We start from the raw sequence: 17,903 nt of genomic DNA on the forward strand, positions 1-17,903 counted from the left end.
AGGGCACAGCGGCACCAGTAGCGCCCTTCTATGAAAGAGAGCAGCAGTCTATCCCCGCGCCACGGCGCGCCAGCCGATGTCGCGGCGGAAGAAGCCGCCCGGCCAGTCGATCTTGTTCGCGGCGGCGTAGGCGCGGCTTTGCGCCTCGCGGATATCTTTGCCGCGGGCGGTGACGCCGAGCACGCGCCCGCCGTCTGCCAAGACGTGCGCGCCGTCGCGCTTGGTGCCGGCGTGGAAGACCTGCACGGCGGGATCGGCGGAGGCTTTGTCCAGCCCCTTGATCTCGGTGCCCTTCGCGTAGGCGCCGGGATAACCCTGCGCCGCCATTACGATGCAGAGTGCGGCGTCGTCATACCAATCGAGCGCGAGGCGGCCGAGCTTGCCGTCTGCCACCGCGACGAGGGCGGGGAGCAGGTCCGACTTGAGCCGCATCATCAGCACCTGCGCCTCCGGATCGCCGAAGCGCACGTTGTATTCGATGAGCTTGGGCGCCCCGTCCTTGATCATCAGGCCGGCATAGAGCACGCCCTTGAACGGCGTTTCGCGCTCGGCCATGGCGGCAACCGTGGGCCACACGATCTCATCCATCACCCGCGCGCAGAGCTCTGGCGTCATCACCGGCGCGGGAGAGTAGGCCCCCATGCCGCCCGTGTTCGGGCCCTTGTCGCCGTCGAAGGCGCGCTTGTGGTCCTGCGCGGTTGCAAGCGGGAGCGCGGTGACGCCATCGACGAGGGCGAAGAAGCTCGCCTCCTCGCCGTCGAGGAACTCTTCGATCACGACGCGCGCGCCGGCTGCACCGAAGGCGCCTGAGAAGCAGGCATCGATCGCCGCCTCAGCCTCCTCTAGCGTCGTGGCGATGGTGACGCCCTTGCCGGCGGCGAGCCCGTCGGCCTTGATCACGATGGGCAAGGCTTGGCCGCGCGCGTAAGCCTTGGCGGGGCCGGCCTCGGCGAAGCGGTGATAGACCGCGGTCGGGATGCCGTAGGCGGCGCACAAATCCTTGGTGAAGCCCTTGGAGCCTTCGAGCGCGGCCGCGGCGCGCGACGGGCCGAATACTTTGATGCCGGCGGCTTCGAGATCGTCGGTAAGCCCTCCGACGAGCGGCGCCTCGGGTCCGATCACCACGAGGCCGATGTCCTTGTCCTTGCAGAAAAGGGCGACTTCGCCGTGATTGTCGGCATTGAGCGCGACGCATTCGGCGGCCTCGGCGATGCCAGCATTGCCGGGGGCGCAATAGAGCCTTTCAAGCAACGGGCTTTGCCTGAGCTTCCAGGCGAGCGCATGCTCCCGGCCGCCGCCTCCGATCAGCAACACGTTCATGGCGCCCTGGCTCCGCTTGTCGCCCGCATATTCGCCCTGTATTGCATGACCTCACGAGGACACCAATGGCCGACCGGACGCAAGCCGCAACGCAGACTAATCTCGTCGAATATACCGTCTCTGAGCTCGCCTTCGCTCTGAGGCGAACGATCGAGGATGCCTATGGCCTGATCAGGCTGCGCGGCGAGATCTCCGGCTACAAGGGTCCCCACTCCTCCGGCCATTGCTATTTCACGCTCAAGGACGAGAACGCATGTATCGAGGCTGTGATCTGGAGCACCACCTTCCGGCGTCTCAAGTTCAAGCCCGAAGCCGGCCTTGAGGTCGTAGTCAAGGGTCGCGTCACCACCTATCCGGACCGCTCCAAGTACCAGATCGTCATCGACGATCTCGAGCCGGCCGGCATCGGCGCCCTCATGGCTCTGCTCGAGCAGCGCAAGAAGATGCTCGCCGCCGAGGGTTTGTTCCACGAATCGCGCAAGAAGAATCTGCCCTTCCTGCCGCGCATCATCGGCGTGGTGACGTCGCCGACGGGCGCCGTGATACGCGACATCCTGCATCGGCTTAAGGATCGCTGCCCGTGCCACGTTCTGGTGTGGCCGGTGCGCGTGCAAGGCGAGACCTGCGCCGTCGAAGTCGCCGCCGCCATCACCGGCTTCAACGGGCTTTCGCCTGGCGCTGTCATACCGCGGCCCGATCTCATCATCGTGGCGCGCGGCGGCGGAAGCCTCGAGGATTTGTGGGGCTTCAACGAGGAGATCGTGGCTCGCGCCGCGGCCAGTTCTGTGATCCCGCTTATTTCGGCTGTCGGGCACGAGACCGACTGGACCATCATCGACTACGTTGCCGACTGGCGCGCCCCGACTCCGACCGCTGCCGCCGAGCGCGCCGTTCCGGTGCGCACCGAGCTTCTGATCACGGTAACCGGCTATGGCTTGCGCGCCGCGAGCACCTTGCGCCGCGCGCTCGAAGCCAGGCGCGGACGCTTCCTCGCCGCCACGCGCGGCCTGCCGCGCAAAGGGAACATCCTCGATCTTCCCCGCCAGCGCTTCGACAACGCAAGCGGGCGGCTCAAGCGTGCGCTTCTCGCCAATGCCCGCGTCCATCGCACGCAACTCGAGCGCGCCGCGACGCGGTTGAGACCGCACATCGTGGCGCGCGCCGCTTCTGCCGCGCGCGACCGGCTGATCCGCGCCGACCGCGCCAAGCGGATGGCGATCCGCGCCATGCTCGACCGCGCGGGACGAAAGCTCGACGGAGACGCGAAGCTGCTCGAGACGCTGGGCTATCACAACGTCCTCGCGCGCGGCTTTGCTCTCGTACGCGATGCCGAAGGCTCCATGGTACGGCGCGCGTCCGAGGTGAAGCCCGGAGCTGCGCTCGACATCGAGTTCGCCGACGGTCATGTGGGCGCTCATGCCGATGCCAGTCCGCGCAAAGAGGCCGCGCGCAAGAAGCCGCGTAGCGGCCATAGCGACAAGCAGGGAACTCTGCTTTAACTCTGTCGCTGATAGTCGCTCGCGAACCCGCATCGAAGGGGCGCTTTGTCGAGAACACTGGCGCGCCGCATTTGCTGACTATATTGTGACAATAACCAACAACACGAATCGAGCCGCTTCGCTTTGATGAACCGCTTCGAACGCAACCTCGGCTTCAAGGGCGAGGCCAAGCTCAGATATCTCGACGGCGAGGTCCAGGTGCTCTCGCCGGGCGAGTTCGTGCGCTGCGCCGTGACAGGACGCTCCATTCCGCTCGACGAGCTCCGCTATTGGAGCGTCGAGTTGCAGGAGGCCTATGTCGACGCCCCCACCTCGCTGAAACGCTACCGCGAGACTCACCCCCGGCCTGCTGTCGTGAAGTAAGCCTCAGCCGTGCGGCGATCTGCCCATCCCACCCCGCGAGGCGAGAGCGCCGGCGAGCAGCGCTTTCAGCGCCGCCTCGTCCTCGAACTCGATGGCGACCGGGAAGGGACGGCAACGGAACTTGAGCTCCCCGAGCGGCGTGCCCTCCTCGTCGGGGATGCGCACGAAGTCCTTCTCGGTGGTGACCAGCATCGCCTTCTTTTCCTCCGCCTCCTTGAGCAGAGCCTTGGCCTCGCGGCGCGTGTAGCGGTGATGGTCGCCGAAGGAGCGCTTGGCGAGGACGCGGGCGCCGTTCGACGATAGCGTGGCGTAGAACTTCTCGGGCGCTGCGATCCCGGCGAAGGCGATGACGGGGAGAACGCCGAGCCAGCGCTTGTCCTGGCGCGCCACGACGCGCGCCCTGAGCACGGGCTTGCCGCGGCTCGCGAAATTCTGTTCGAGCGAAACGGCGTTGCCGCCCGTGCCGACGACGATAAGTGCGTCGGCACGGTCGATCTGGGGCGAGAGCGGGGCGCGCAAAGGCCCCGCCGGCATGACGAGCCCGTTGCCGATGCCGAGGCTCGCATCGACGACGATCAGGGACAGATCCTTGGCGAGCCCCGGATTCTGAAAGCCGTCATCCATGACGATGGCAGTCGCGCCGGTTGCCTCGATCGCCTCGGCGCCTCGGGCGCGGTCGGCTGAGATCATGGTCGGCGCCACCTCGGCAAGGAGGAGCGCCTCATCGCCCACCTCTGCCGCGTTTGCGCCCGAAGCGACGAGCAGGGGGCCCTTGCTCCTGCCGCCATAGCCGCGGGTGAGAAAGCAAGGCTTGGCGCCCAGGTTTGCGAGGCAAGAGGCGACGGCGATCGCGGTCGGCGTCTTGCCGCCGCCGCCTGCGGTAAAATTGCCGATGCAGATTACCGGAAGGCGCGAGCGATAGGGCGTTGAGCGGGCGAACTTGGCTTCGGCTAGTTTGCCGTAGAGCGAGCCGAGAGGCGCAAGCGCCGCCGACAGCGCGCCCCGTTGCCGGTACCAGAATGAGGGTGCCTCAAGAGGCATGTTGCAGCGTCGTCTTGGGCGGGAGATAGGGTTCAAGCGCGGCAAGCGTGCGCGGCAGCGCCCCGCTCATGGTGGCGATCACGGAAGCCGCGCGCGAGGCCATCAGCCGCCGCGCGTCGGCGTCGGCAAGGAGAGCAAGCGCTTCCTCGGCAAGACTATCGGCGCCCGCCACTTCCTTGCAGCCGCCGGCGCGCAGGAGCTCGGTATAGGAGTCGCGGAAATTCCGCCAGTTCGGCCCGGTGAGCACCGCTGCTCCGAGCTTGATCGGCTCGACCGGGTTCTGGCCTCCGCGCGGCACGAGTGAGCCGCCGACCAAGGCGACTGGGGCGAGCGCATAGAATAGGCCAAGCTCGCCGATCGTGTCGGCGACATAGATGTCGGTCGAGGCTTCGGGCAGCTTGCCTTCCGATCGGAGCGCAACCTTGAAGTTGGCGGCCTCGAGCGTCTCGGCGATCTGCGGCCCCCGCTCGGGATGACGCGGCACGATAATGGTGAGCAGGCTTTCCTCCTTGGCTTTCATCTTGAGATGCGCGGCCGCAACCATGTCCTCCTCGCCATGATGCGTACTCGCGGCGAGGAACACCGTGCGGCCGGAAAGCGCAGCGGCAAGCCGCCTCCTGCCCGGAAGGTCGGTCGGCGGAGGGGGAGCATCGGCCTTGAGGTTGCCCGCGTCGAGCGCACGGGAAGCGCCGAGCTGGGCGAAGCGCTCGGCGAGGGTATCGTTCTGGGCAAGCACGAGATCGAAGGCCGAGAAGATCGGCCGGCTCATGCCCGGGCGACGGCGCCAGCGCCGGAATGAGGAGGTCGACATGCGTCCGTTGATGAGGAGGAGGGGAATACCGCGCGCTTTGGTTTCCAGCACGAGGTTGGGCCAGATCTCCGATTCGACCAGCACGGCGAGGTCCGGGCGCCAGTGCTCGAGGAATCGCTGCACGAAGCCCTGGTTGTCGAGCGGCACATATTGGTGGCGCGCCCCCTTTGGCAGCCTTGCGCGGGCAAGCCGCGCCGAGGTTACGGTTCCGGTCGTGAGCAGGATTCTGACCTCGGGGTGCTCGGCGGCGATGCTTTCGATCACCGGCAGGGCTGAGTTGGCCTCGCCCACGCTCGCCGCGTGGAACCAAGCGAGAAAGCCCGCCGGCCGCGGCGCTGTCGCAAGGCCATATCGTTCGGGCCTGCGCTCGATCTCTTCCTTGCCGCGCCGTGTGCGCCAATCGAGGATGAGCGGGGCAAGTGGAACGGCAAGCCTGGTGAAGGCGCGATAAGCCTTGAGCGTGAACCCGGGCTTCGCCGCGTCCTCCCGGTTCAGGGGGTCGCGGGCGTGCGCGAGCCGGTAGGCGCGCGCCGTCACCTCGTTGAGGGCCTCTTCGACCGCCTGACGCCCGGCATCGATCGCCTCAGGATCCTCGCTCTTCACCTTGACCGGGTCGCCGATCACGATGGCAAGCGTAGAGAAGGGTAGGTTGATGGTGAACGCGCTCCAGGTGGGAAGTGCGATGAACCTCCGCGTGGCAATGGCGAAAGGCACCACCGGGCGTCCCGACATCGCGGCGAGCGTGGCGATGCCCGTGCCCGCCTTGCGCGCAGGGCCCGGGGGCACGTCCGCGGTCATCGCCACCGTCGCGCCAGAGGCGAGCGCACGTAAGGATTCGCGCATCGCCGTGGCGCCGCCGCGGTTCCGCTTCCGCTTGCCGGCGCCCGCTCCCCTGATCAGGCTCATGCCGAAGCGCTCGAGCACGGCCCCGATGATCTCGGCGTCGGCGTGGCGGGACACCATGGCCCGTACGTCGGCCGGGCGCTTCGGCTTCAGCTTCGGCAGCAGAAGAAACTGGCCGTGCCACATGGCGAGTATCTGCGGATGCTGGTCGAACAGCTTGGCGTCGGGGTCGGGCGGATCGCGCTTGATCGTGCTCGTCGCATAGACGAGGCGGATGTAGGCGGCGAGCAGCGCGCTGCCTATGGCCGCGGCGGGCTTCGATGCTAGCAGCCGTTTCAACATCAAGCTTTACGCGTTGCTACTCGCCGGCCACGGCGATTGCGCTTGCACTCTGGGACTCAGGCGCGGCAGCAGCGAATCCTCCGGCGATGCCGAACTGGGTCCGGTGCAGCCTGGTATAGAGGCCGCCTTTGGCGACGAGCTCGTCATGCCGCCCGGTCTCGACGATGCGGCCCTGATCCAACACGCAGATGAGATCAGCCTTCTTCACCGTCGAAAGCCGGTGGGCGATCATCAGCACGGTGCGGCCGCGCATCAGCTCCTCGAGCGCCAATTGCACTTTGGCCTCGGCCTCCGAATCGAGCGAGCTGGTCGGCTCGTCGAGCAGGAGGATCGGCGCATCCTTGTAGATCGCCCGCGCAAAGGCGATGCGCTGGCGCTCGCCCCCCGAGAGGAGCCCGCCGGCCTCGCCGACGCGTGTGTCGTAGCCGTTGGGCAGCGCCATGATGAAATCGTGCGCGGCCGCGGCTTTGGCGGCGGCGATCACCTGCTCCTCCACGATCGGCTTCGACCCGTAGGCGATATTGGCGCGGATCGTGTCGTCGAACAGAACCGGGTCCTGCGTCACGAGAGCGATGTTGTCGCGGAGCGAATCGATGGTCGTGAATTTGATGTCCTGCCCGTCGATCGTCACCTTGCCGCGCTCAGGGTCGAAGAAGCGGAGCGCGAGATTGACGAGCGTGCTCTTGCCCGAGCCCGACGGACCGACGAGGGCGACCGTACGGCCCGGCGGCACTTTCAGGCTCACCCCCTTGAGCACGGGATTTTGCGGCTCGTAGGCGAACGAGACGTTGGCGAATTCGATCTCGCCCCTTTCCAGCTTCAGCGGCTTGGCGTCCGGTGCTTCGCCGAGATGCACCTTGAGGTCGATCACTCCGAACACGCGGCTCGCCGCCGCCATGCCTTCCTGCAACTGCGTTTGCAGCGTGGCCGCGCTCTTGAGCGGCGTATAGATCAGAAGCGCCGCCGTCATGAAGCCCATGAAATGGCCGAGCGTGAGATCGCCGCGCACGCCCTTGGTGCCGGCGAAGAAGATCGCGAGCGCGAAGCCGAGCCCGGTCAGAAGCTCGATCGAGGGGCTCGACAGCGCGCGTGCGCGCGTGCCGCGCATGGTGAATTCGAGCGCGCGGTTGATGGTGATCACGGCGCGCTCCTGCTCGCGCTCTTCCTGGCGATAGGCCCGCACCACGCGCATGCCGCGCAAGGTCTGGGTAATGAGCGCGGAGAGGTCCCCTGTCTCCTGCAGCGATTTTGAGGTCGATTTCCGCATCGTGCGGCGCTGGCGCGACAGCATGAACCAGGCGAGCGGCATGAAGAACAGCACGAGCACCGCGAAGCGCGCATCCATGTAGAACATTGTGGCGACGAGGATGATGACCTTGAGATAGTTCTCGCCGAGGGTCACCAGCGAGCGGCTCGCCGTGGCGCGGATCAGCGTTGCGTCGTTGAGGAAGCTCGACAGCAGGCGTCCCGAATGCACCGTCTGGATGAAGCTCAGATCGGCGCGGGCAAGCTTGCCGAACATCTGGATACGGAGATCGGCGATGAAACGGTTGCCGAGATAGTTCACGGTGACATCGCCGACATATTCGGCGATCGCCTTGACGATGGTCACCGCCACGATGGCTGCGGTGATCAGGTAGACCATCTCCTGATTCTTGGCGACGAACACGTCGTCGGCCGTGCGCTGGATGAGGAAGGGAATGGCGCCGGTCGTGGCGGCGGTGAGGACCATGGCGATGCCGGCGATCAGGAGAAGGCCGATGCGCGGGCGCAGATGCTCGCGCCAGATGCGCACCACGATTTCTCCGGTCGAGTATTCGACCTGAAGCTCGTCAGCGCCCCGCGTGATGCCGCTGACGTCCCTGAACAACTGATCTTTCAAGCGCTTCCCCGATTTTCCGGCGGTTTCGCCGATGGACCCTGCCGCTCTTCTAGCACGCTGTGCCCCCGTGCCTAAGGCGAAAAACCTCGCCCGTCTCAAGCCCTTGCCATCAAGCCGCGCCATCCGCTTCGCCCGGGTCGAGCAACCGGTGCAGGTGCACGATGAAATAGCGCATATGCGCGTCGTCCACCGTGCGGTGGGCGGCATCCTTCCAGGCGTCGTAGGCCTCGGCATAGTTGGGATAGATGCCGACGATGTCGAGCTTCTTGAGGTCGCTGAACTCGATCTTGTCGAGCGATGTCAGCTCGCCCCCGAACACAAGATGAAGCAACTGCCTCTTGCCGGCTCTAGTCCCCGCCATGCCCACTCCTGCCGATCTCATCGAAACCTCGCGACTTCGGAAAACCGCCCGCGACTTTGCCGGATCGAGGGCTATAGGTCTACGCGGTTTGTGCGCTCGATGATGAGCGGATGGAGCTTCGGCCCGCTTGCGACCAGGCTCGGCAGGCGCGGCGAGGGCGAATTATAGGGATGCGACTTCCCCTTGTGATCGGTGATGATGCCGCCGGCCTCGGTCAGAATGACGGCCGCCGCGGCCAAGTCCCACTCGCTCTTGGCCGAGAGCGAGATGGTGGCGTCCGCCTCTCCGCAGGCCACCAGCGCGAGCCGGTAGGCGACCGAGTTCACCCACCGCGTCTGCACCTCGGGCCAAGGTTCCTTCCAGATCTTCTTCTTGAAAAGGCCGCCGCTTGCGATCAGCAGGGCCCCGTCGAGCGAGCTCTTGTCGCTTACCTTGATCGGCTTGTCGTTGAGGAAAGCGCCCTTGCCGCGCATCGCCGAGAAGAACTGCCGGGTCGCAGGATTGAACACGGCGCCGAGCACCGGCACGCCGTCCTCGACGAGAGCGGCCGACACCGTCCATTCGGACACGTGGCGCAGGAAAGCGTTGGTGCCGTCGATGGGATCGACCATCCACACGCGGGCGTGCTTCAGCCGCTCGCCGTCGTCGAGGCTCTCCTCCGACAGCCAGCCGTAATCGGGACGCTTGGCGGCGAGGTCGAGCTTGAGAGCGGTATCGACGGCGAGGTCGGCTTCACTCACCTCAGAGCCGTCGGGCTTGCGGTTGACGGTGATCTGCTGGCGGAAATAGCTGAGCGCGAGCGCGCCCGCATCGCGCACCGCCTGTTTAAGAAGCTCGTAATCTTCCTCGAGCGTGGCGGGCTCTTGCGGCCTTTGTCTTGGTTCAATTGCTGTCATCTGCACTCGGGAAGATTCTCTCAACCATGCGGCAAGCTAATTACCGCATACCGCTCGTTAACAACGTCCATTAAGCCTATCGGAAATCTTCTGTGGCACGATCGTGGCAATAAAGGGCTGCCAAAGGCGGCCACAGGGGGAAGCTAACAGCAAGGCGTCGTCCTCTACGCGAGGAAGATAACAGTAAGGCGTCATCCGGGCCTCGGGGCGTTCGCGCCCCGAGGCCCTCTGTCTATCTGCTCTCCTCAGAAGATTGCCGCAAGACCCATATCGAGGAGAATCGAGCCGAGCACGATGGCAGCGAAGTCGCGGTTCGAGCGGAAGCGGGCGAGGCAATTCTCCGCATCGTCGATGTCGAGCGTGACCACCTGCCAGGCGAGTTGGCCTGCGGCGGCCGCCATGCCGAGGAGGAAGGCGAATCCGGCGCCGGCCAGAAGTCCGGCCGCGGTAATGGCGAGCCAGGCGATTGCGTAGAGAACCGTGAGCCATAACTTGGTGGCGCGCCCGAAGCGGAGGGCCGTGGATTTCACTCCGAGCAGTCCATCGTCCTCGCGATCCTGATGCGCGTAGATCGTGTCGTAGCCGATGGTCCAGCAGACGGCGCCCGCATAGAGGACGAGTGGGGCCAAGTCGAGGCGATCGAGTGCGGCGGCCCAGCCCATCAGCGCGCCCCAGTTGAAGGCAAGCCCGAGCACGGTCTGCGGCCAATGGCTGAAGCGCTTGACGAAGGGATAGAGCGCGACGATCGGAAGCACCCCGAGCCCGATCAAGATGGTGAAGCGGTTGAATGAGACGAGCACGGCAAGGCCGATCAGCGAAAGGGCCACCATGAACAGAAAGGCCGCCCTGGGCGTGACCTTGCCGCTCGGCAGCGGACGCGTCCTCGTCCGCGCGACGCGCGCGTCGATGTCGCGATCGACGATGTCGTTATAGGTGCAGCCGGCGCCTCTCATGACGATCGCCCCGATGAGGAAGAGAACGAGCAGCCAAGGATCGGGATAGGGATCGCCGATGCTCCGCGCCGCGAGCGACGCCGACCACAGGCAGGGGAAGGCGAGGAGATAGATGCCGATCGGCCGGTCGAAGCGGGCAAGCCTGAGATAGGGAAGGATCGCCTCCGGCACGAACCTCTCGACCGGATTGCCGGGTGGGTTTGCGGGGATCGCGCCCTCTTTGCCTTGCGAGGTTGGACGTGGCATGTGTCGTTTGCTGCTCTTCGACGAACTCTTTTCTATGCCCTCTAAGCTCCAGCGGCTATTCGTCAAGTCAAAGCTCGCGCCCGGCGGCGAGGTCGAGCTCGATTCGGGTCAAGCGCACTATCTCGGCAATGTCCTCCGGCTGCGGGAGGGCGATGAGATTCTGCTGTTCAACGGCAAGGACGGGGAATGGTGCGCTTCGCTCGCCGCCATCGGCAAGAAAAAGGCGCGCGCCCAGGTTTCGCACCAGACGCGCCCGCAAGAAGCGGGGCCCGATCTTCATTATCTGTTTGCGCCGCTTAAGCGGGCGCGGCTCGACTACATGGCGCAGAAGGCCACCGAGCTCGGCGCGAGCATGCTTCGCCCCGTCCTAACCCGCCGCACCGTGGCCGAGCGCCTCAAGGTGGACCGGCTCTTCGCCAACACGGTCGAGGCGGCAGAGCAGTGCGGCATTTTGCGCGTGCCCGAGATCGCGGAGCCTGAGCCGCTGATAAAGGTGCTCGCCACATGGGACGCCGGCCGGCCCCTGATCTTCGCCGACGAGGCTGCGCCATCGGCCTCTCCGCTCGAGACCCTCGCCGCGCTCGAGCCGGGTCCCGTTGCCGTCCTGATCGGGCCGGAGGGCGGTTTCGATCCCGAGGAACGCGCTCTCCTTCTTGCAAAACCTTTCGTTCACCCCATTTCGCTGGGGCCAAGGGTGATGCGCGCCGACACCGCCGCCGTCGCCGCTCTCGCCCTTGTGAACGCGGCGCTCGGCGATTGGCGCTAAGGAAGAAACGCTTGTAAGGTCCGCGCGGCGGGCGCGATAAAGGCCCCTCTTGCGTTCTGAGTCTCGCTGCTCCTTTCGCAAGCATCCCCAACAACCCTCAAACCTCGAGCCGGAGCACTTCTGATGTCGACACGGGTGAGTGGGCCTGAAAGCCCGATCATCGAGTCGCGCGATGCGCTCGTGGCTTATCTCGAGGCCGGCTGCAAGCCTCGGGGCGAATGGCGGATCGGCACCGAGCACGAGAAATTCGTGTTCCACACATCGGACCACTCGCCGGTCCCTTATGACAGCGATCGCGGCATCCGCGTCCTGCTGCAATCTCTGCGCGACCGGTTCGGCTGGGACGAGGTCCTGGAGAAGGGCAACATCATCGCGCTCCGCCGCAAGGATTGTCCCAAAGGCGGGGCGATCAGCCTCGAGCCCGGTGGTCAGCTCGAGCTTTCTGGCGCGCCTCTGGAGACCGTGCACCAGACACACGAGGAGACGCGCCAGCATCTCGCCGAGGTGAGGGAGGTGGGCAAGGAGCTCGGCCTCGGCACGCTCGGCCTCGGCTTCTCGCCGCAATGGACGCTCGCCGAGACGCCGGTCATGCCGAAGGAGCGCTACCGCATCATGAAGCGCTACATGCCGACGCGAGGAAAGCTCGGCCTCGACATGATGTTCCGCACCGCCACCGTACAGGTGAACATGGATTTCGCGAGCGAAGCCGACATGGTGAGAAAGATGCGCGTCGGGCTCGCTCTCCAGCCGGTCGCGACCGCGCTCTTTGCCAACTCGCCCTTCACCGATGGCAAGCCGAACGGCTACCAGTCCTATCGCGCCGAGATCTGGCGCGATACCGACCCCGATCGCACCGGCCTGCTCCCCTTCGCCTTCGAGCCCGGCATGAGCTTCGAGCGCTACGTCGACTACGCACTCGATGTGCCGATGTATTTCGTCTACCGCGACGAGAGCTATATCGATGTGGCCGGCGCCTCGTTTCGCGATTTCCTCGAAGGCAGGCTCGCCGCTCTTCCCGGCGTGCTGCCGACCATCGACGATTGGGCCGATCATCTCACCACGCTTTTCCCCGACGTGCGCCTGAAGCGCTTCCTCGAGATGCGCGGGGCTGACGCCGGCGACTTCCGCCGGCTTTGCGCGCTGCCGGCGCTCTGGGTCGGGCTCCTCTACGACAGCGCGGCACTCGATCAGGCGTTGGCCCTCACCGCTGATTGGACTCTCGCGGAAATCCAGGCGCTGCGCGATTCCGTGCCGCGGCTTGGTCTTTCCGCGCCGTTCCGCAAGCGGAGGCTGGCCGATGTGGCCCGCGAAGTACTGACGATCGCGCTCGGCGGATTGCAAGGCAGAGCCCGGCTCGACCGGAACGGCGAGGACGAGCGGAAATGGCTCGTGCCGCTTCTCGAGACGCTGGGGGAGGGGCGGTCACCCGCCGACCGGCTGCTCGCCGAGTACGAGGGTCCGTGGCAGGGCGACATCGACAAGATCTTCGAGACCGAGGCGTTCTAGAATCGAGATCATCGCGGGTTGATTGCGGCTGGCGGGCAGGGGAAACTACTCTTTCCTTCTGGGCGGCCGTTCCGTCATGAGCCGCGAACGCCACGGAGTCTCGCGATGATCGACTCACGGCAGCGCCTGTCCGCGAACGACCAGAAGGAAGCCAGCCCCGAACTCGCCGCAAGATTGATCCGCCTCGTGCGGGACCTCGTATTGGAGCTGCATCCGGAGATGCAGCGCAAGGTGGCCGTCACCCTCGACAGCGATCTCGACCGCGACCTCGGCCTCGACAGTCTCGGCCGGACCGAGCTTGTGCTCAGGCTCGACCGGGCCTTCAAGATTCGCCTGCCCGACCGGCTGCTCGCCGATGCGAGAACGCCGCGCGACCTTCTCGAAGCGGTTCTCGCCGCGGCGCCCGAGAGTGCCGCAGCATTGGAGGCTCTACCGCCCCAGCGCGTCGAGCTTCCCGAGATCGCCGTGCCGTTCTCCGAGCCGACCCTGATCGCCGTGCTGGCGCATCATCTGCGCGCCCACGGCGACCGCCCGCACATCCTGCTGTGGCAGAGCGAGGATGACGAACGGACCATCACCTATGCCGCGCTCCACCGGGAAGCCCGCGCCGTCGCCGCCGGGCTGATCGCGCGGGGGCTCGAGCCTGGCGACCGCGTGGCCATCATGCTGCCGACCGAGGCCGCGTTCTTCGCCGCCTTCATCGGCGCGCTTTACGCGGGCGGCGTGCCAGTCCCCATCTACCCCCCGTTCCGGCAGGCGCAGGTCGAGGAGCACCTCCGGCGACAAGCCAAGATCCTCACCAACGCCGCCGCCAGCCTTCTTATCATTGGAGCGGAATTCCGCGCCGTCGGCCAGCTGATGCTCGGGCTCGTCGAAGATTTGCGTCACGTGGAAACGGTGAACGATCTCAAGCACACGGGAGAAATCGAGCAGCCGCTGCCTGCGGGCCCCGATACGATGGCGCTGATCCAGTACACTTCGGGCAGCACCGGCGACCCCAAAGGCGTCGTTCTCACCCACGGAAACCTCCTCGCCAACATTCGCGCCGTTGGCGAGGCACTCGATGCAAGCTCCTCTGACGTCTTCGTGAGCTGGCTGCCGCTCTATCACGACATGGGACTGATCGGCGCCTGGCTCGGCGCGCTGCATTACGGCGTGCCGACGGTCATCATGCCGCCGCTCGCCTTCCTCTCCGATCCGGGACGCTGGCTGCGCGCGATCGGCCGCCACCGGGCCACGCTATCGGCGGCGCCGAATTTCGCCTACGAACTCTGCTGCAAGAGCGTGCACGATGAGGACATCGCGGGTCTCGATCTCGGCTCGCTCAGGATGCTGATGAACGGAGCCGAGCCGGTGAGCCCCGGCACCATCGCCCGCTTCACCGATCGCTTCGCCAGATACGGATTTTCTCCCAAGGCCATGGCTCCGGTCTATGGCATGGCCGAGAACTCCGTCGGGCTGACCTGTCCTCCCGTGGGGCGCGGACCGATCGTCGATCGGGTGAAGCGCACCGCGCTCTCCCGCGACGGAAGGGCCGAGCCGGCTGAGCCCGACGATCCGACCGCGCTCGCATTCGTGGCCTGCGGCCGCCCGATCCCGAGGCACGAAATCCGCATCGTCGATGAGGCCGGCGTCGAGGTCCCCGAGCGCACCGAGGGGCGCCTCCAGTTCAAAGGGCCATCGGCGACGAAAGGCTACTTCCGCAACGAGGAGAAGACCAAGGCGCTGTTCGAGGGCGAATGGCTCGAGAGCGGCGACAGGGCTTATATCGCCGGCGGCGACGTTTACATCACCGGCCGCATCAAGGACATCATCATCAAGGCCGGGCGCAACATCTACCCGCAGGAGCTCGAGGCGCTGGTCGGCGACGTGGAGGGCGTGCGCAAAGGATGCGTGGCCGCGTTTCCGAGCGCGCTCGGAGGCCAAGGCACCGAGCGGCTCGTGTTGCTCGCCGAAACGCGCCTCACCGCGCCGGGCGACCTCGACGCCCTTAGGAACAAGATCATCGAGGTCGCCAGAACCCATCTCGATATGGCGCCCGACGAGGTTGTGCTGGCGCCTCCCAACACGGTGCCCAAGACCTCGAGCGGCAAGCTCAGGCGCTCGGCGGCGCGCGCGCTCTATGAAAGCGGCTCGCTTGCGAAGAAGGGCTATGCGCTTTGGTGGCAGCTTGCGAGACTATCTTTGTCGGGGCTTGGCCACCGCGCCCGCCGCCTCCGCCGCAGGATTTTGGACCTGCTCTATGCAGCTTATTGGTGGACGCTGTTGGTCGCGGGCGCCGGCATCACCTGGTGTGGGGTTCTTCTCCTGCCGCGCCGGACTTGGCGCCACACGCTCATCAACCGCATGGCGCGCGGCTTCTTGTGGCTCACCCGACAGTCGCCCACGGTCGTGTCCGAAGCCCCGATCCCCGAGCGGGACGTCCTGCTCGCCGCTAATCACGCAAGCTACCTCGACCCACTCGTGCTTTTGGCGGCGATCCCGGGGCCGTTGTCCTTCGTCGCCAAGGAGGAGCTTGCGGGCCAGCGGATCGCGGGTCCCTTCCTGCGCCGCATCGGCACCCTGTTCGTGCGCAGAACCGACGTCGAGGGCGGCGTCGAAGATGCCCGCAAGGTGCTCGAAGCGGCGCGCTCGGGCGAACGCATCGTCTTCTTTCCGGAAGGAACGCTCACCCGGATGCCGGGCCTTCTCGGATTCCGTCTTGGGTCGTTCCAGGTTGCCGCCGAGGCCGGCCTCCCCGTGGTGCCGGTCGTGATCGGCGGAACGCGCTCGGCATTGCGCGGCGGACAATGGTTTCCGCGAGCGAGCCGGATCAGCGTCCATGTCGGCAAGGCGATGCGGGCCGACGGCAACGATTTCAGCGCCGCCGTGCGGCTTCGCGATGCGGTGCGCGCGAAGATGCTTGCGCTGTGCGGCGAGCCCGACCTGGCGCTCGAGAAGCTGCCGCTGTGAGGGGTTGGGCAGGCTGGCGGGGTGGCCCGCCGCAGGCCCTTGAAGGGGTGTGCCGCGCTAACCATATCGGGGGTAAGTCACCGTCCCATCTGCCACCCTGCACTGATGGGACGCTAGTCCGTCCCCCAAGACGGATGTGATCGGCGGCGGATTCTCCTTTTCTGCCGCCGATTTTTTTTGCGAAGCCGCCCCTATTTCAGATTTGCGAGCGCGTCACCGAAGCCTTGCAGGCTGACCGGGATGCCGATGCCGGCTTCGGGCGTATCGAAGATGATGAACATGGCAGTGGTGCCGGTCTTCATCTTGTTGATCACCTCGTCCTGCAGCACGACCTCCGCCACGCAGCCGCGCTTGCCGCATTTCAGGAACGGAGCGTTGCCCACGTCCTGGCCGTCGATCTTGAGTCCGAGCCCCGTAGGCAACAACACGCCGAGCGGCACCACCACGCGCAGCAGCTTCTTGTCCTCACCGACCGCTTTGTAGAACACGACCGTGAGCCCGACATTCGGCCGGTCCTCGGCGGTGACGCTCTGCACCAGCGCGCATTTCTCCTCCTTGGCGCCCGGCGGCGTGCGGCAGGAGACCTGCCAGGCGCCGTGCGTCTCGCGCACCACGCTTCCTGGCCCCGTGGCGACGGACGAAGCCTCGGGAGCTGCGCCTTGCGCGTCGACATGGCCAACAAGTCCAAGCACGACGGCGACCGCGGCCAGGACCCGGCCAAGCGGCCGGTGTGAAAAGAATCGCATCTGGCGCATTGTCGCCATGGGCCCTAGAGAAACCTTTCGGCGCGGGCAGTCGCGCCTGCGGGCGGTGTAGGGAGAGAAGGCGGGAAGAAAAAGCGGGATGTTAGGGAAGCAAGCGACATGGAAGACGGCCTTCGCCGAGTATTGGGGCCAAATTTCGACGTTTGACTCCGGGAACTTTTGACGGCCCCCACGGCCAAACGATAAGCGTGCATATGCCGCAGTAGCACGCGGAATCTCATGAATCATGAGTGTTGCCAATTTGTGGCCTTTATGATTTGAACATCGGAAAACAGCCTCCAAGCCCCCGCGCGGGGCTTGGCGCCAAGAATTCACGGTGGGGGCGACGCCTGATATCGAGACGAACCTTCGCGCCGCCCCTTGCCTTCGGCCAAGCGGCGTGGGCGACGCTGGTCTCGCCCTATCCGTCGCGGATTGCAATCCATCTGTCTCTATGCGGGGAGAGGGTGGGCAAAGGGAGCAGGCTTTAGGAGTGCAAGAATGGCGATTCTCAAGCGAATTCTGATGGTTGCGTTCGGCCTTGCGTTTGCGTGGCCGGCCTTCGCGGAGACCGGCGACGGTCAGCCCGCTCCCTGGCAGATGGGCTTCCAGAGGGCCAACACGCCGATCATGGAACAGATCGAGTCGTTCCACACCTACGTGACCATCATTATCACCCTGATCGCGCTCTTCGTTCTTGTGCTTCTCGTCTATGTGATGGTCCGCTTCAACGAGAAGCGTAATCCAGAGCCGACCCGCACCACCCACAACACGCCGCTGGAAATTCTGTGGACGGTGGTGCCGATTCTGATCCTCGTCGCCATCGCCATCCCCTCGTTCCGGCTGTTGTTCGCCCAGTACGACTTCCCCAAGGCCGATCTCACCATCACCGCGACCGGCAACCAGTGGTACTGGAGCTACGAATATCCCGACCAGGGCATCAAATTCGACTCGATCATCGTGCAGGATGCCGATCTCAAGCCGGGACAGCCGCGCCTTCTCACCGTCGACCACGAGGTGGTGGTGCCGGTCGGCAAGAACGTCGTCGTCGGGCTCAAGTCCAACGACGTGATCCACGACTGGGCCGTGCCCTCCTTCGGCGTCAAGCTCGACGCCGTGCCGGGCCGCCTCCAGCTCACTTGGTTCAGGGCCGAGCGCGAGGGCATGTATTATGGCCAGTGCTCCGAGCTGTGCGGACGTAACCACGCCTTCATGCCGATCGCCGTGCACGTCGTTTCGGAGCAGGAGTTCAACGACTGGGTCGCCAAGAACAAGGCCCCGAGCGCGGAACTCGACACCAAGAACAAGATCGCGGCGGCGAAGGACTAGGAGCCGAGCCTTTCACCCGATCGTCGCGTGGTCGACAGACCATCAAGGAA

At 65.7% G+C, this 17,903-nt stretch carries 14 protein-coding genes; 6 read left to right on the forward strand and 8 right to left on the reverse strand.

Annotation, left to right across the window (positions count from 1 at the left end):
- Positions 1 to 48: 48 nt before the first annotated feature.
- The gene (purD, locus tag VFB18_RS14165) at positions 49 to 1,320 is read right to left on the reverse strand and encodes a phosphoribosylamine--glycine ligase (protein WP_324976636.1); all 1,272 of its coding nucleotides are present in this window, start codon (positions 1,318 to 1,320) and stop codon (positions 49 to 51) included.
- A 65-nt stretch (positions 1,321 to 1,385) separates the two neighbouring features.
- Between purD and xseA the strand changes: the two genes are divergently transcribed.
- On the forward strand, positions 1,386 to 2,819 hold the full coding sequence (gene xseA / locus VFB18_RS14170; RefSeq protein WP_324976639.1) for an exodeoxyribonuclease VII large subunit: 1,434 nt from the start codon (positions 1,386 to 1,388) through the stop codon (positions 2,817 to 2,819).
- 126 nt (positions 2,820 to 2,945) lie between these two features.
- Positions 2,946 to 3,182, forward strand: coding sequence for a DUF2093 domain-containing protein (locus VFB18_RS14175; RefSeq protein WP_324976641.1), 237 nt, complete (start codon positions 2,946 to 2,948; stop codon positions 3,180 to 3,182).
- A 3-nt stretch (positions 3,183 to 3,185) separates the two neighbouring features.
- On the opposite strand, the gene lpxK is transcribed toward VFB18_RS14175, so the two are convergent.
- The 6 genes from lpxK to ubiA form a co-directional block, all read right to left on the reverse strand.
- Positions 3,186 to 4,223: a tetraacyldisaccharide 4'-kinase gene (gene lpxK / locus VFB18_RS14180; protein WP_324976644.1), complete on the reverse strand. Its 1,038-nt coding sequence runs from the start codon at positions 4,221 to 4,223 to the stop codon at positions 3,186 to 3,188.
- A complete protein-coding gene (locus VFB18_RS14185; RefSeq protein ID WP_324976648.1) occupies positions 4,213 to 6,219 on the reverse strand; it encodes a glycosyltransferase N-terminal domain-containing protein in 2,007 nt (668 codons plus the stop codon). Before VFB18_RS14185 ends, lpxK begins: the two co-directional genes overlap by 11 nt.
- 16 nt (positions 6,220 to 6,235) lie before the next feature.
- Positions 6,236 to 8,101, reverse strand: coding sequence for an ABC transporter ATP-binding protein (locus VFB18_RS14190; protein WP_324976651.1), 1,866 nt, complete (start codon positions 8,099 to 8,101; stop codon positions 6,236 to 6,238).
- A 109-nt stretch (positions 8,102 to 8,210) separates the two neighbouring features.
- Complete coding sequence (locus VFB18_RS14195) at positions 8,211 to 8,462, reverse strand: DUF4170 domain-containing protein (protein ID WP_324976655.1); 252 nt, start codon at positions 8,460 to 8,462, stop codon at positions 8,211 to 8,213.
- A gap of 71 nt (positions 8,463 to 8,533) precedes the next feature.
- Positions 8,534 to 9,358 (reverse strand): 3'(2'),5'-bisphosphate nucleotidase CysQ, encoded by an 825-nt coding sequence (locus VFB18_RS14200; RefSeq protein ID WP_324976659.1) that lies wholly within the window; start codon positions 9,356 to 9,358, stop codon positions 8,534 to 8,536.
- Positions 9,359 to 9,603: 245 nt separating this feature from the next.
- Complete coding sequence (ubiA, locus tag VFB18_RS14205) at positions 9,604 to 10,557, reverse strand: 4-hydroxybenzoate octaprenyltransferase (protein WP_324976662.1); 954 nt, start codon at positions 10,555 to 10,557, stop codon at positions 9,604 to 9,606.
- A gap of 34 nt (positions 10,558 to 10,591) precedes the next feature.
- Here ubiA and VFB18_RS14210 point away from each other — a divergent pair, with 34 nt between their 5' ends.
- The 3 genes from VFB18_RS14210 to VFB18_RS14220 all read left to right on the forward strand — a co-directional run bounded on the left by VFB18_RS14210 (position 10,592) and on the right by VFB18_RS14220 (position 15,781).
- Positions 10,592 to 11,323 carry a 16S rRNA (uracil(1498)-N(3))-methyltransferase gene (locus tag VFB18_RS14210; protein WP_324976665.1) on the forward strand — a complete coding sequence of 244 codons (732 nt, stop codon included), beginning with the start codon at positions 10,592 to 10,594 and terminating at the stop codon, positions 11,321 to 11,323.
- A 123-nt stretch (positions 11,324 to 11,446) separates the two neighbouring features.
- Positions 11,447 to 12,829, forward strand: coding sequence for a glutamate--cysteine ligase (locus VFB18_RS14215; RefSeq protein WP_324976667.1), 1,383 nt, complete (start codon positions 11,447 to 11,449; stop codon positions 12,827 to 12,829).
- A 105-nt stretch (positions 12,830 to 12,934) separates the two neighbouring features.
- Positions 12,935 to 15,781, forward strand: coding sequence for an AMP-binding protein (locus VFB18_RS14220; RefSeq protein ID WP_324976671.1), 2,847 nt, complete (start codon positions 12,935 to 12,937; stop codon positions 15,779 to 15,781).
- A 191-nt stretch (positions 15,782 to 15,972) separates the two neighbouring features.
- On the opposite strand, the gene VFB18_RS14225 is transcribed toward VFB18_RS14220, so the two are convergent.
- On the reverse strand, positions 15,973 to 16,527 hold the full coding sequence (locus VFB18_RS14225) for an invasion associated locus B family protein (RefSeq protein WP_414675754.1): 555 nt from the start codon (positions 16,525 to 16,527) through the stop codon (positions 15,973 to 15,975).
- 498 nt (positions 16,528 to 17,025) lie between these two features.
- On the opposite strand from VFB18_RS14225, the gene coxB reads away from it, so the two are divergent.
- Positions 17,026 to 17,853, forward strand: coding sequence for a cytochrome c oxidase subunit II (gene coxB, locus VFB18_RS14230; protein WP_414675756.1), 828 nt, complete (start codon positions 17,026 to 17,028; stop codon positions 17,851 to 17,853).
- Positions 17,854 to 17,903 lie beyond the last annotated feature (50 nt).

The sequence above is a fragment of the Methyloceanibacter sp. genome (genome assembly GCF_035650995.1).
Taxonomy (GTDB): domain Bacteria; phylum Pseudomonadota; class Alphaproteobacteria; order Rhizobiales; family Methyloligellaceae; genus Methyloceanibacter.